This window comes from Bradyrhizobium sp. T-1 (assembly GCF_053592855.1).
The window spans coordinates 940,219-954,666 of sequence record NZ_JBSGOX010000002.1 but is presented as its reverse complement, the minus strand read 5'-3'; the positions used below and the strand labels follow the sequence as shown (position 1 = coordinate 954,666).

General features: G+C 62.1%; 13 protein-coding genes. All 13 read left to right on the top strand.

Annotated elements, in window-relative coordinates; translation table 11 throughout:
• Positions 1-370 precede the first annotated feature (370 nt).
• The 13 genes from ACWAT4_RS43860 to ACWAT4_RS43800 all read left to right on the top strand — a co-directional run bounded on the left by ACWAT4_RS43860 (position 371) and on the right by ACWAT4_RS43800 (position 14,445).
• Positions 371-2,173, top strand: coding sequence for a relaxase/mobilization nuclease domain-containing protein (locus tag ACWAT4_RS43860; protein WP_249798557.1), 1,803 nt, complete (start codon positions 371-373; stop codon positions 2,171-2,173).
• A 43-nt stretch (positions 2,174-2,216) separates the two neighbouring features.
• Entirely contained in the window at positions 2,217-4,199 is a 1,983-nt protein-coding gene (locus ACWAT4_RS43855) for a conjugal transfer protein TraG (RefSeq protein ID WP_128955108.1), read from the top strand.
• A gap of 7 nt (positions 4,200-4,206) precedes the next feature.
• The gene (locus ACWAT4_RS43850; protein ID WP_128929814.1) at positions 4,207-4,635 is read left to right on the top strand and encodes a ribbon-helix-helix domain-containing protein; all 429 of its coding nucleotides are present in this window, start codon (positions 4,207-4,209) and stop codon (positions 4,633-4,635) included.
• A 201-nt stretch (positions 4,636-4,836) separates the two neighbouring features.
• Complete coding sequence (trbB, locus tag ACWAT4_RS43845) at positions 4,837-5,757, top strand: P-type conjugative transfer ATPase TrbB (protein WP_128930183.1); 921 nt, start codon at positions 4,837-4,839, stop codon at positions 5,755-5,757.
• 47 nt (positions 5,758-5,804) lie between these two features.
• On the top strand, positions 5,805-6,074 hold the full coding sequence (locus tag ACWAT4_RS43840) for a TrbC/VirB2 family type IV secretion system protein (protein ID WP_232995658.1): 270 nt from the start codon (positions 5,805-5,807) through the stop codon (positions 6,072-6,074).
• On the top strand, positions 6,074-6,337 hold the full coding sequence (locus tag ACWAT4_RS43835; protein WP_128929816.1) for a VirB3 family type IV secretion system protein: 264 nt from the start codon (positions 6,074-6,076) through the stop codon (positions 6,335-6,337). Before ACWAT4_RS43840 ends, ACWAT4_RS43835 begins: the two co-directional genes overlap by 1 nt.
• A gap of 11 nt (positions 6,338-6,348) precedes the next feature.
• Positions 6,349-8,790 (top strand): conjugal transfer protein TrbE, encoded by a 2,442-nt coding sequence (gene trbE, locus ACWAT4_RS43830; RefSeq protein WP_128929817.1) that lies wholly within the window; start codon positions 6,349-6,351, stop codon positions 8,788-8,790.
• A complete protein-coding gene (trbJ, locus tag ACWAT4_RS43825; protein WP_128929818.1) occupies positions 8,787-9,518 on the top strand; it encodes a P-type conjugative transfer protein TrbJ in 732 nt (243 codons plus the stop codon). Before trbE ends, trbJ begins: the two co-directional genes overlap by 4 nt.
• Positions 9,518-9,892 carry a putative entry exclusion protein TrbK-alt gene (gene trbK-alt / locus ACWAT4_RS43820; protein WP_128955109.1) on the top strand — a complete coding sequence of 125 codons (375 nt, stop codon included), beginning with the start codon at positions 9,518-9,520 and terminating at the stop codon, positions 9,890-9,892. The genes trbJ and trbK-alt overlap by 1 nt, the downstream gene beginning before the upstream one ends.
• Positions 9,889-11,118, top strand: a complete 1,230-nt coding sequence (gene trbL / locus ACWAT4_RS43815) for a P-type conjugative transfer protein TrbL (protein WP_128929820.1) — start codon at positions 9,889-9,891, stop codon at positions 11,116-11,118. Before trbK-alt ends, trbL begins: the two co-directional genes overlap by 4 nt.
• Before the next feature lie 458 nt (positions 11,119-11,576).
• On the top strand, positions 11,577-12,260 hold the full coding sequence (trbF, locus tag ACWAT4_RS43810; RefSeq protein WP_128929821.1) for a conjugal transfer protein TrbF: 684 nt from the start codon (positions 11,577-11,579) through the stop codon (positions 12,258-12,260).
• 32 nt (positions 12,261-12,292) lie between these two features.
• On the top strand, positions 12,293-13,240 hold the full coding sequence (gene trbG / locus ACWAT4_RS43805) for a P-type conjugative transfer protein TrbG (protein ID WP_128929822.1): 948 nt from the start codon (positions 12,293-12,295) through the stop codon (positions 13,238-13,240).
• Positions 13,237-14,445, top strand: coding sequence for a TraB/TrbI/VirB10 family type IV secretion system protein (locus ACWAT4_RS43800; protein ID WP_128929823.1), 1,209 nt, complete (start codon positions 13,237-13,239; stop codon positions 14,443-14,445). Before trbG ends, ACWAT4_RS43800 begins: the two co-directional genes overlap by 4 nt.
• Positions 14,446-14,448 lie beyond the last annotated feature (3 nt).

Genomic DNA, 14,448 nt, shown 5'->3' with positions numbered 1-14,448 from the left:
CGCAAACAGTGTGCGCTTCGCAAACTAACTGCCACGTCGCGGCTGTTTTTTTCCCAATGAATCGGCCACCAGCCGACGTGTTTCTGCAGGCGCTGTTGGAGGATCCACCACAATGAATCCCAACTGCTCTTTGCCGTAAATCTCCCTCCTTTGCAGGCGAAAAGGCAGGAGATTTGTCTGCTGATCCGTGGACCAGCAGACGAAATGTTCGTCAACTAGAGGAAGGAAGAGCGAGTAACAAAGAACGACGGGCTAGGGCAAGATAAAAGCGGCTCGCCCGTCGAACGCCAAGCCATTGCCATGGCTTGGGTTCTGGCGTGCCGATCGGTCGTGGCGCGTGCCGCGCTTTGAACATTCACAAGCAAATTCAATGCATCTTTCGGTACTGACTAAGATTTACGAGGAAAGAACGACCGTGAATACCAAGGACAGCGAACTTCACATCCGGCCCGGCCGCATCCGCAGCACGCGCGCGCCCAAGGCCAAGAGCTTCTTCAATCAGGTACTGCAAGCGGCGCAGAAGGCGGGCCACACCTCCGCCTCCTCGATGAGCCGCGGAGGACGCGTCGGGCGCTCGACGTTCGGCCGCGGCCGGCTCCAGTTTGCCCGCAACCGTCTGTTTAGCGCTGCGCGCCGCGTGACCGTGAAGGCGCGGGTCGCGCGGCATAAGGGATTGGCATTCGGCTCGGCATCACTCGCGGCGCATATCTCGTACCTCCGGCGCGATGGCGTGACCCGCAGCGGCGAGAGAGCCTCGCTGTTTGACGCCGAACGCGAAGAGGTTGATGGCAGCGCCTTCGCCGAGCGTTGCAAGGGCGATCGGCATCATTTTCGATTCATCATCGCACCCGAGGACGGGGGCGAGATGAGCGATCTGAAAGCGTTCACGCGCGATCTCGCCAGGCAGATGAAGGCGGACCTCGGCACACGGCTCGACTGGGTCGCCGTCGATCACTGGAACACGGACAATCCACACATTCACCTGCTTGTTCGCGGGGTCAGCGACAACGTTGAGGACCTCGTGATCTCCCGCGACTATATCAGCCAGGGACTACGCTCTCGCGCGGAAGAGCTGGCATCCATCGAGCTCGGGCCCAAAGCCGAGCACGAGATCCGCAGGGCTCTCGAACGCGAAGTCTTCGCCGAAAGATGGACACGGCTCGACCGCGAGATCCGTCTGGCTGCCGACGAGACCGGCTATCTCGACCTGCGGCCCGATCGGGAAGGGATATCTGACCCCGAAATCCGCCGCCTTATGATCGGGCGCCTTCAGCATCTGCAAAAGATGGGCCTTGCCTCATCGGCGGTACCCGGTGAGTGGATGGTGGGTTTGGACGCAGAACCCCATCTCAGAGACCTTGCAATTCGGGGCGATATCATCAAGACCATGCATCAAGCGATGACAGAGCGGGGACAGGAACGAAGTCTCTCGGAATTCGCCGTTACGGGGGAAAGAACGACCGCACCGATTATCGGGCGATTATTGGCAACCGGGCTACACGACGAGCTCACCGGCGAAGCCTATGCGCTCATTGATGCGACCGACGGACGGCTCCATCACGTCCGCTTTCGTGGTCTTGAGGCATTCGAACAGGCGCCCCCCATTGGCGGCATTGTCGAAGTCAGGCAGTTCGGTGGGATGGACGAGCAGCGGCCGACGCGCGTGCTCGCCAATCGCTCGGATTTCGATCTTCCCGCGCAAATAGGTGCGCCGGGAGCAACCTGGCTCGACCACCGACTGGTCGAGCGCGATTCGATGCCGCTCGCCTTGGGCGGCTTCGGGCGGGAGGCTCGGCAAGCGATGCAGGCGCGAGCCGAACATCTTGCAGAAGCAGGGCTCGCACACCGAGCGGGAGGGCGCATCATCCTGCAACGCGATCTCCTCAATACGCTGCGGCGCCGGGAGCTAGAGGCGGCCGGTGCCGAAATCGCGGCCGAGACCGGCTTGCCTCACGCGCAAGCCGCAGTCGGTGAGCAGGTCGCAGGAACATACCGAAAGAGCCTGTCCCTCACGTCGGGCCGCTTTGCATTGATCGACAATGGGCTTGGCTTTCAACTCGTCCCCTGGACGCGCGAACTGGAAAAACGCCTCGGCCAGCATGTGACGGGAAGCGTTAGGGATGGCGGTGGGATCGAGTGGAGTTTCGGCCGCAAGCGCGACCTCGGTCTTTGATTTCCTTGGCCAGAGCGTCATTCAGCGAAGGAGAGCCTTGTCGATGTCCGGAACCAAGATCTTGTGGGGGCAGCTCGTGGCTGTCGGCGCGATCGTCCTGCTCACGATCTGGAGCGCGACGGAGTGGACGGCCTGGCGCTTGGCCTTCCAACCCGAGCTCGGTCTGCCCTGGTTCAAGATGTATGGATTTGCGGTCTATTACCCGCCCGAGTTCTTCTGGTGGTGGTTCGTGTTCGACGCCTATGCACCTGACGTATTCACCGAGGGCGCCTACATCGCCGCCTCTGGAAGCTTTCTCTCCATCGCCGTGGCCATCGCCATGTCTGTCTGGCGCGCCCGGGAGGCCAAGGACGTTGCCACCTATGGCTCGGCCCGATGGGCCAAGCTTGAGGAGGTGAGGGCGGGAGGTTTGCTGAGCGCGGACGGGGTTGTGCTTGGCCGACTGGAGAAGAACGACCTGCGTCACGATGGGCCCGAGCACGTCCTCTGCTTTGCTCCAACGAGGTCCGGCAAGGGCGTCGGGCTCGTCGTCCCCTCGCTGCTGACATGGCCGCACTCGGCCATCGTGCACGACATCAAGGGTGAGAACTGGCAGCTCACAGCCGGGTTTCGGTCGAAGCACGGCCGTGTGCTGCTGTTCGATCCGACCAATGCCAGATCATCAGCCTATAATCCGCTTCTGGAGGTCCGGCGCGGGGAGTGGGAGGTCAGGGACGTCCAGAACGTCGCAGATGTGCTCGTAGACCCCGAGGGCTCGCTCGACAAGCGGAACCATTGGGAGAAAACCAGTCATTCCCTGCTCGTCGGGGCAATCCTTCACGTCCTCTATGCCGAGCCCAATAAGACGCTCGCCGGCGTCGCCGCTTTTCTATCGGATCCCAAGCGGCCGATCGAAACGACGCTGAACGCGATGATGACGACAGCACACCTCAAGGACCAGGGGCCGCATCCGGTCGTCGCCTCTACGGCAAGAGAGCTGCTGAACAAATCCGAGAATGAACGCTCGGGTGTGCTTTCGACAGCGATGTCCTTCCTCGGACTTTATCGGGATCCCGTCGTCGCCGAAGTGACAAGCCGCTGCGATTGGCGGATCGCCGACCTTATCGCAGACAACTGCCCCACCACGCTCTACCTGGTCGTGCCGCCCTCGGATATTTCGCGAACCAAGCCACTAGTCCGCTTGATCCTCAACCAAATCGGGCGGCGGATCACCGAGGACCTTCAGGATAAGGATCGCCGTCACCGCGTGTTGCTGATGCTGGATGAATTTCCAGCTTTGGGACGACTTGATTTTTTCGAGTCGGCACTGGCTTTCATGGCCGGCTACGGCATCAAGGCGTTCCTCATTGCCCAGTCGCTCAACCAGATCGAGAAGGCCTACGGCCCGAATAACGCGATCCTAGACAACTGTCATGTCCGGGTAAGCTTTGCGACCAATGATGAGCGCACCGCAAGGCGCGTCTCCGATGCGCTAGGCACGGCAACCGAAATACGCTCCATGAAGAACTACGCCGGCCATCGGCTCAACCCATGGCTCGGCCATCTCATGGTCTCTCGCCAAGATACCGCGCGGCCGCTTCTGACCCCGGGAGAGGTCATGCAGCTGCCGCCGTCAGAGGAGATCGTGATGGTGGCAGGCACTCCTCCAATCCGTGCGAGAAAAGTGCGCTACTACGAGGATGAGCGATTTGCCGAGCGCGTACTTCCCCCGCCAGATCCCGTCAAGATCCGAAGGTCTTCTCGCGCCGACAGCTGGTCAGGGCTGAAGGCCGCTATTCCCGATAAGACGCCCGCGGACATTGGCGGTGGCGACGCTGACACGGCCAATGGCGGACTGCGGCGAGAGCCCGAGCTTCCGGATCACCTCGCCATCGTTAAGGAAACGACGGAGGTCGCGCCGGCCGAGGAATTCGCCGTGCTGGAAGACGACGAAGATGCCGCGCGCCAGTCGCGCCTGCTGCGGCAGAAGATGCGCGGCGTTGCGCGGCAAGCCGCACTCGACCCGAATGATGGCATTGAATTGTGAGAAGATCATGCGCAACCGCATGAACGTCTACTTCCCTCCAGAGCTGTTGGCACAGATCACGGAACTTGCCGATCGAAAAAACATCTCACGCTCTGCAATCGTCGAGGCGGCAGTCAGCTCGTTCCTGTCCCCAGATGGCTCGGACCGGCGGGAAGCCGCCTTTTCGCGTCGTCTCGACAGGATATCGCGCCAAATGCAACGCCTCGAACGCGACCTCGGACTTACCGCTGAAACTCTGGCTCTGTTCGTGCGGTTCTGGTTGACAGTCACGCCCCCGCTTCCCTCCGACGCCCAGGCTGCCGCCCAAGCCAAGGGGCGTGAGCGCTTCGAGGGTTTTGTCGAGACGCTCGGCCGTCGCCTGCAAAAGGGGCAGAGTTTTCTGCGCGAGATTCCCGAAGATATCGTTCGGCAGCCGGCGGACGGAGACAGCAACTGACATCGGTTGTTGAGGCTTTGCGCCAATGTTTCTCTTTCTACGCTAGCCTACGATCCGACGAGCCACGTTGTTGCGTCATCTTCCATCGTGGTTTTTCTAATCGTCCCCATCTGAGGCGCTCGTGGGGGGCGCTCTCAAGCGAATGGGGCTCTCGTGATAATCCAGTCGGCTCAAGCGGAGGCGATCTCGCGCGGCGCGCGCATGCTGCGCAGCGCGCTCGGGCCTGCGGTCGCGCGCTATCTCGAAGACGATGCCGTCATCGAAGTGATGCTCAATCCCGATGGGCGGCTCTGGATCGACCGCCTGTCCGGCGGTTTGGAGGATACCGGCCAGCAGCTGTCACCTGCGGACGGGGAGCGCATCATTCGGCTGGTCGCGCATCATGTCGGTGCAGAGGTCCATGGAGCTGCTCCCCGGATCTCGGCCGAGCTGCCGGAAACCGGAGAGCGGTTCGAGGGATTGTTGCCGCCGGTCGTGGCTCGGCCGACCTTTGCGATCCGAAAGCCAGCGGTCGCTGTCTTTACGCTCGACGATTACGTCGCCGCCGGGATCATGCGCGCCGGTCAAGCCGCGATGCTGCGGGACGCCGTTGCCGGGCGACAGAACATCCTCGTCGCGGGCGGCACGTCGACAGGCAAGACCACGCTGACCAATGCGCTGCTGGTGGAGGTTGCCAAGACCTCCGACCGGGTCGTTCTGATCGAAGATACCAGGGAGCTGCAATGCCTGGCAGCAAACCTCGTGTCTCTGCGAACCAAGGACGGCGTGGTCTCGCTGTCTGACCTCGTGCGCTCTTCACTTCGGCTGCGGCCGGATCGAATTCCAATCGGTGAGGTCCGAGGCGCGGAGGCGCTCGATCTCCTCAAGGCCTGGGGCACGGGGCATCCCGGCGGCATCGGCACGATCCACGCAGGTTCTGCGCTCGGGGCGCTACGTCGCCTGGAGCAGCTCATCCAGGAGGCGGTCGTCACCGTCCCGCGCGCGCTCATTGCCGAGACCATCAATGTCATCGCCGTCCTTTCGGGGCGCGGCGCCGATCGCCGCCTTGCCGAGCTCGCCCGCGTCGAGGGCATCAGTGCGGGCGGCGACTACAGTCTTTCACCAGCAGGAGATCTCAAGTGAACCATCGCCTCCAGACTTCGCAAGCTTTCACCCTGGCCTTGATTGCCATGACCACGACCGCTACCCCCGTCATGGCCGCCGGCTCCAACATGCCCTGGGAGCAGCCGCTCAACCAGATTCTGCAATCGGTCGAGGGGCCTGTCGCCAAGATCATCGCGGTCATCATCATCGTGGTCACAGGCTTGACGCTGGCCTTCGGCGATTCGTCCGGCGGCTTTCGCCGGCTGATCCAGATCGTCTTCGGCCTGTCGATTGCCTTTGCGGCTTCGAGTTTCTTCCTGTCGTTCTTCTCGTTTGGCGGCGGCGTGGTGATCTGATGCAGGAGGGCGTCGCAGGCTTCCTCGTGCCGGTGCATCGCGCATTGACCGAACCGATCCTGATGGGCGGAGCGCCGAGAGCTGTTGCGATCGTCAATGGCACGCTCGCAGCGGCACTTGGATTGGGATTGCGCCTGTGGATCGCGGGCCTGCTGCTCTGGGCGCTCGGCCACGCCGCAGCTGTATGGGCCGCAAAGCGCGATCCCGCTTTCGTCGAGGTCGTACACCGCCACCTGCGAATTCCCGCTCATTTCGATCTTTAGGAACCTTTCCCATGTTGAATCTTGCCGAATATCGCAAGTCGAACACCCGCCTTGCGGACTTCCTTCCCTGGGCCGCGTTGGTCGATGAGGGCATTGTCCTGAACAAGGATGGCTCGTTCCAACGCACGGCCAAATTTCGCGGGCCCGATCTCGACAGCGCGGTACCGGCGGAGCTCGTCGCAGTCGCCGGCCGGCTCAACAATGCGCTGCGCCGCCTTGGCTCGGGCTGGGCGGTCTTCGTCGAAGCCCAGCGTCACTCCGCGGGAGCATACCCGCCGAGCATGTTCCCGGACGTCGCCTCCGCGCTCGTTGACGCCGAGCGCAAGGCCCAGTTCGAGGAGGAGGGCGTCCACTACGAGTCGAGCTACTATCTTACGCTCCTTTATCTTCCGCCGCCGGAAGATGCCGCAAGGGCCGAGCGGCTTCTCTATGAGGGCTGCGCTCGCAACGAAGATGCCGATGCGCGGCAGGTGCTGGCTGGCTTCGTTGATCGGACGGCGCGCCTCCTGCAGTTGATCGAAGGCTTCATGCCCGAATGCCGCTGGCTCGATGACAGCGAAACACTGACCTATCTTCACGCGACGATCTCGACAAAGCGCCATCGTGTCCGCGTCCCGGAGATCCCGATGTACCTGGACGCTCTGCTGGCGGATCAGCCGCTCTCGGGAGGGCTGGAGCCGATGCTGGGAGCGGCGCATTTGCGGGTGCTCACGATCGTCGGCTTCCCGACCGCCACGACCCCTGGGATTCTTGATGACCTCAATCGGCTTGCCTTCTCCTATCGCTGGTCGAGCCGAGCCATCATGCTCGACAAGCTAGAAGCCACAAGGCTGCTAACCCGAATTCGCCGGCAGTGGTTCGCCAAGCGGAAGTCTATTGCCGCGATCCTGAAGGAGGTGATGACGAACGAAGCATCCTCGCTGCTGGATACCGATGCGCACAACAAGGCGATGGACGCGGACGCCGCGCTCCAGGAACTTGGATCCGACGAGATCGGAGAGGCCTTTGTCACCGCCACTGTCATCGTTTGGGATCTGAATGCAAGGGCGGCCGACGAAAAGCTACGCCAAGTGGAAAAGGTCATTCAGGGTCGCGATTTCACCTGCATGGTCGAGACGGTCAATGCCGTCGAGGCGTGGCTCGGCAGCCTCCCCGGCCATGTCTACGCCAATGTTCGGCAGCCTCCGATCTCCACCTTGAATCTCGCGCACATGATTCCTCTCTCTGCCGTCTGGGCAGGCGAGGCGAGGGACCAGCACTTCAACGCGCCGCCGCTGCTCTTTGGCAAGACGGAAGGCTCGACGCCATTCCGCTTCTCCCTTCACGTTGGCGACGTCGGGCATACTCTTGTTGTGGGACCGACCGGCGCCGGCAAATCGGTTCTGCTCGCGTTGATGGCCCTTCAGTTCCGCCGCTATCCCGGCTCGCAGGTGTTCGCGTTCGATTTTGGCGGCTCGATCCGGGCGGCCGCGATCGCCATGGGCGGCGATTGGCACGACCTTGGTGGCGCGTTGTCGGCCGATGATGGCGCACCGATCGCATTGCAGCCGCTGGCCTGGATCGACAATCCCGCCGAACGGGCCTGGGCGACTGACTGGGTGGCCGCTCTTCTTACACGAGAGAAGGTCGATCTTTCTCCAGAAGGCAAGGACCATCTGTGGTCGGCCCTGACCTCGCTTGCCTCGGCACCGGTACCCGAGCGGACGCTAACCGGGCTTTCTGTCCTTCTGCAGTCGAACGTCCTCAAGCGCGCTCTCCAGCCCTATTGTCTGGGTGGGCCCTATGGGCGGCTGCTGGATGCAGAATTCGAGCGGCTTGGGGAAGCCTCAGTCCAGGCATTTGAGACCGAAGGACTGATCGGAACGGGGGCTGCGCCGGCCGTACTCGCTTATCTTTTTCACCGGATCGGTGACCGGCTCGACGGCAGGCCTACATTGATCATCGTCGACGAGGGGTGGCTAGCGCTCGATGATGCCGATTTCGCAGGACAGTTGCGGGAGTGGCTGAAGACGCTCCGAAAAAAGAACGCCTCGGTGGTGTTTGCCACCCAGTCCCTTTCCGACATCGACGGCTCGGCAATCGCCCCCGCAATCATCGAGAGCTGCCCGACGCGGCTGCTCTTGCCAAACGAGCGCGCGATCGAGCCGCAGATCACAGCCATCTATCGCCGGTTCGGGCTCAATGATCGCCAAATCGAACTCCTGAGCAGGGCAACGCCGAAGCGCGACTATTATTGCCAGTCTCGCCGAGGCAACCGCATGTTCGAGCTTGGCCTCGGCGAGGTCGCACTCGCCTTTACAGCCGCATCAGCCAAGTCCGATCAACTCGCAATCGAGCACCTGGTCGCCGAGCACGGCGCCGAGGGGTTTCTAGCGGTCTGGCTTGAGCACCGCGGAGCAAGCTGGGCTATCGACCTCATCCCGAATCTGAAAAATCTGGAGTCATCACGATGAGCCTTCGACGCTTGCGTTTCGCCATCACGATCCTTGTTGCATCGGCTTTTTCTAGCGGCACAGCGCGTGCCCAGTGGATTGTGTTCGATCCCAACAATTACGTTCAGAACGTGTTGACCGCCGCTCGCGAGCTGCAGCAGATCAGCAACCAGATCACCTCGCTGCAAAACGAAGCGCAGATGCTGATCAACCAGGCAAAAAACCTGGCGAGCCTGCCCTATTCTTCGCTTCTGCAGCTTCAGACCTCCATCCAGCGCACCCAGCAGCTCCTTGGTCAGGCGCAGCACATCGCCTACGACGTCCAACAGATCGACCACGCCTTTGCCACAAGCTATGCGCCGGCAACAAGCAGCCAGTCCGATGCCGCGCTGTTTGCGGGAGCGCAGGCGCGCTGGCAGAACTCCGTCGGAGCGCTTCAGGACGCTCTTCGCCTCCAAGCCGGCGTTGTGGGCAACCTCGACACCAATCGCATTCAGCTGTCCGCCCTGGTGAGCTCGAGCCAGAGCGCCAGCGGCGCGCTCCAGGCAACCCAGGCCGGTAATCAGCTCCTCGCTCTTCAGGCCCAACAGCTCGCCGATCTCACCGCGACCGTCGCGGCCCACGGCCGGGCACAGGCTCTCGAAGCAGCCCAACGCGCAGCGGCCCAAGACCAGGGCCGCGAACAGCTGCAGCGCTTTCTGACTCCTGGGCCCGGCTATCAATCCTCCAACGTACAGATGTTTCACTGATGAGGGATCCGAAAACTATCAAGGCGGTGTCGATCGCAATCACCGTCTTTGGCGGCATAGTGGCGATCATCGCATGCACGCTCACGCTGCAGAATCATGCGGGTGAGCTCGAACACCAGCCGATGACCGCCCAAATACCGAGTGTGCACGAGGCTGACCTGATCCGTTGCCGTGCCGTGACATCCACGCAAACTGATGCCTATGAGACTTGCCGGAAGGTCTGGGCAGAAAGCCGCCGGAGCTTCCTTGGGCAGAAGACGGACTCGAAGGGTTCGTCAGTTGGCTCTTCGGCGGAAGAGGCTTTGGAAGCAAAGGATCAGAGCCGATTGCCTCAAGGCTATCTAGCCCGTCCTGCGGTAGGGGGCGACCAATGACCGGCACGGGCATCATCGACCAATTCCTGGAGACTTTTACACGCTACATCGACAGCGGCTTTGGTCTCGTGGGCGGGGAGGTCGGTTACCTCGCAACGACCCTCGCTGCGATCGACATCACGCTTGCAGCGTTGTTCTGGAGCTGGGGCGCGGACGACGACATCATCGCGCGGCTGGTCAAGAAGACGCTCTTCGTCGGGGTTTTTGCTTACCTGATCGGAAATTGGAACAGTCTCGCCCGTATCGTCTTCGAGAGCTTTGCGGGCCTTGGGCTGAAGGCCTCCGGCACCAGCTTGTCGGCCGGCGATTTCGTGCGGCCGGGCAAGATCGCGCAGGTGGGCCTCGATGCAGGCCGTCCGCTCCTGGACTCGATCTCCAGCCTGATTGGCTACATCAGCTTTTTCGAGAACTTCGTCCAGATCGTGGTTCTGTTGTTTGCCTGGGCAATCGTGCTTCTTGCCTTCTTCATTCTGGCCGTTCAGCTTTTCGTGACACTGATCGAGTTCAAACTCACTACATTGGCCGGATTTGTGCTGATTCCCTTCGGCCTGTTCGGCAAGACCGCCTTTGCGGCAGAGCGCGTCCTCGGCAACGTGGTCTCATCAGGCATCAAGGTGCTGGTGCTGGCTGTGATTGTCGGCATCGGCTCAACACTGTTTTCGCAATTTACGTCGGGCTTCAACGGCGCCCAACCGACCATCGAAGATGCCATGACATTGGTTCTTGCGGCGCTCTCGCTGTTGGCGTTGGGGATCTTCGGACCGAGCATCGCAAGCGGGCTGGTCTCCGGTGGGCCGCAACTCGGCGCAGGATCTGCGGTCGGTACAGCACTTGCCGCAGGCGGCGCCGCGGTGGCGACAGCCGGGCTTGCTGCAGGTGCGGCAGGTCTCGCCGGCGGAGCGCTCGTGGGCGCCGGCAGGATGGGCGCAAGCGCTGTCACGGGCACCGCAGCGGCATATCGCAGTGGCGGCCTCACGGGCGTCGCAAATGCGGCCGCCTCTGCAGCAGCAAGTCCACTTCGCAGGATGGCCTCGACGGTTGGCGGAGGCGGTCAATCGACGAGCACTTCAGCTCAGACCGCGAGCGGTAGCCCCACTTGGGCTCAGCGCATCAAGCAAGGTCAGGGCCTTGATCGGGGGGTATCGGCGGCAGTTCATGCAGTCAAATCCGGCGATCCCGGTGGCAGCGGCAGCTCGGTCGATCTCTCCCAGGAAGAGCGCCGATGAGAGGGATTTCCGAGAACGGCGCATGGCCGTCGAACTCCGCTCGGCCTGTTCCGATGATCAGCTGTTCTCGTGGGTCCTCTGCAGTGCGTCGGCTGGGTCGTCAATGCGTCATTCAAGCCTCTCGCATTCTGTCCTTGACGCTGACGCCAGCTCTGATCTGGCAAGCGATCCATGGCCAGATCCCGTCCGACACGTCGCTGCGCCAACGGCCCCTTCTTCTCGGTGTCGCGGGTGCGAAGGCAGGATTGGGCTCGGTTCTTTTGCCGCGCAATCCGGCGCAGCTCCCGGAAGTAAGGGGACTCAGTCGCAGCATTCGCCGCCGGCGGTGCAGAAGCTGCCACATCGTACGGTGCTTGTGCGTGTTCGCGCGCGTGATCCGCATCGAGCAGCCGACATGAGCAAAACGCCGTCTGCTGCCGGCTCGCTACGATGGATCAGGGATACTCAGGGGAAGTTCAATGTTTAAGAGATCAGCAACGCATTATGGCCGCGCGCCGGCGGCACTCACCCCTTATCAGAAGGCAGGTCAAGTCTGGGACGAGCGCATCGGCTCGGCCCGCCTGCAGGCGAAGAACTGGCGCTTGATGGCGTTCGGCTGCCTTGCTCTGTCTTGCAGCCTTGCCGGCGGGCTGATCTGGCAATCGACACAAGGAACGATAACGCCGTGGATCGTCGAGGTCGACCGGCTCGGTCAAGCTCAGCGGGTCTCGCCTGCAAGTTCCGACTACGACCCGACGGATCCACAAATTGCCTGGCACCTGGCGCGGTTCATCGAAGATGTGCGCGCCCTGCCATCCGATGCCATCGTGCTGCGGCAGAATTGGCTCCGGGCCTACGACTTCACGACCGATCGCGGGGCCGTCGCACTCAATGAATATGCCAGGGCAAACGACCCATTCGCCGGGCTCGGCAAGGCGCAGATCTCGGTGGAAGTCTCCAGCGTCATACGGGCCTCGCCCGACAGCTTTCGTGTCGCATGGATTCAGCGCGCTTACGAGAACGGCTCGCTCGCCTCGACCGAGCGATGGACAGCCATCCTGAGCATCGTCATCCGAACGCCGCGTGATGCCGATCGGCTGCGCAAAAATCCTCTCGGAATCTATGTGAATTCGATCAATTGGTCCAAGGAGTTGGGGCAGTGAAAGTATATCCTTGCGAGTTCAGGACAGCGCCAATGAAGAGGGGCATCACTTCCGCAGCCGTCATGCTTGGCTGCATGCTCAGCGGCTGCTCGACCTTCATTCCACCCGAAATCAGCTATGACACAGATGTGCCGCCGCTGCCTGTGGCGGCAGCGCCGGCGGATGATCGTCCGCGTCCCCTGCATGTGCCTCCATCCTGGAAGCCGTCGCTTGGCGGCAAGCCGGGCACCAAGGAGGATGTCGAGCCGGTCAACCGGATCGAAATCGCCAACAGTGCGGCGCGCGTCGAGCCGAGGCGGAGAGGCTATTTCAACGCCGCACAGATCTACAGCTATAGCCCGGGCGCGCTCTATCAGGTCTATGCCGCGCCGGGACAGATCACCGACATTGCTCTTGAGGAGGGGGAGCAGTTGACCGGCTCCGGCCCGCTCGCAGCCGGCGACACCGTGCGATGGGTCATCGGCGACACCGAAAGCGGCAGCGGCGAGGAGCGCAGGGTGCACGTGCTGGTCAAGCCGACGCGCGCCTCCATCGAAACCAACCTCGTGATCAATACTGATCGGCGCACCTATCTCCTCGAGCTCCGCTCGCGCGAGAAGCCCTACATGCCATCGGTCGCGTGGTACTATCCGCAAGATCGGATCAAGCGGCAGCAATTGACTCCTGTTCCGCTGCTCCCAGAGCTTGCACAACGGCGCTTTCGGTATGCGATCGAGGGGGACAATCCGCCGTGGCGCCCCCTTGCAGCCTACGACGACGGCCGAAAAGTCTACATCGAGTTCTCGCAAGGTATCGTCCAAGGCGAAATGCCGCCGCTGTTTGTGCTCGGGCCTGACGGTAAGAGCGAAATCGTCAATTATCGCACCTTTGGCAGCGTCCTGATCGTCGACCGCCTGTTTGCGGCTGCCGAACTGCGGCTTGGTGGAGAACATCAACAAAAGGTTAGGATCGTCCGCACCGACGGGAGGTTTTCGTCATGACGGAAGAACACCGCGAAGATGAGACCTCCCCGGACGGCGAACAGGAGACAGGTGAGCTCGAGGATGGGTTTCGGCTCCGGCCCGAATACCCGAGCGTCACCCGCTTGTCTCGCAAGGTGCTGCTGACCGGATCCGCGCTCTGCCTGGCGCTGGTCGCCGCGGCGGCGACGTGGGCGCTCCAGAAACAACGGCCGCGTGAGGCCGCTTCCGAGGAGCTCTATCTGGCTGAGCGTCACAATGTTGCTGAGAGCGTCACAGCGTTGCCGCCGGACTACTCGAAGGTCACCCCTCCTGTCCCCCAGCTTGGTCCACCTCTTCCCGGCGATCTCGGCAGACCAATCCTGGCCGCCAAAGGCCAGATCGCCGCGCCAGGCGCTGCGGCCGACCAGGAACAGCAACGCCGTGACCAGGAACAAGAGGCGGCTCGTGTAAGCCGACTGTTCGCCTCTACCAATGTGAGGGACACGGCAGCGTCGAGCGGAGCCCAAGCAGGTGGCGCCAATGCTCCCTCCCTGATCCCCAGCAGCGAGGATGGGTCACTGCAAAACGCTCAGGACCGGAAGCTCGCCTTCGTAAATGCGGCCACCGATCGACGAACGACCAGTCCAGACCGCCTCGTGAAGGCGCCATCACCTTACGTGGTGCAGGCCGGATCGGTTATCGCCGGGGCCCTGATCACCGGCATTCGCTCCGATCTGCCTGGAATGATCACAGCTCAGGTAAGCGAGAATGTTTATGATACGCCCACCGGGCGCTTTCTCCTCATCCCCCAGGGCGCCAGACTGACTGGCATCTATGACAGTCAGGTGAGCTTCGGCCAGAGCCGCGTGCTGCTCGTTTGGACCCGGTTGATCATGCCGAACGGCCGCTCGGTCGTCTTGGAGCGCCAACCGGGGACAGACACGCAAGGCTATGCCGGCCTTGAAGATCAGGTTGACAACCATTGGGGTGAGCTGTTCAAGGCGGCGGCGCTGTCGACCTTCCTGGCTGTTGGCTCGGAAGCGGGTGCAGGTTCCGATGCGAGCAATAGCAACAGCGCAATCATTGGTGCCCTCAGGCGCGGTGCATCAGATTCGCTGAACCAGGCCGGCCAACAAGTGGTCCGCCGTAGCCTCAATATCCAGCCGACCTTGACGATACGCCCGGGTTACCCGGTCCGCGTCCTGGTCAACCGTGATCTCATTCTTGAACCTTATAGAGGCTAGCCG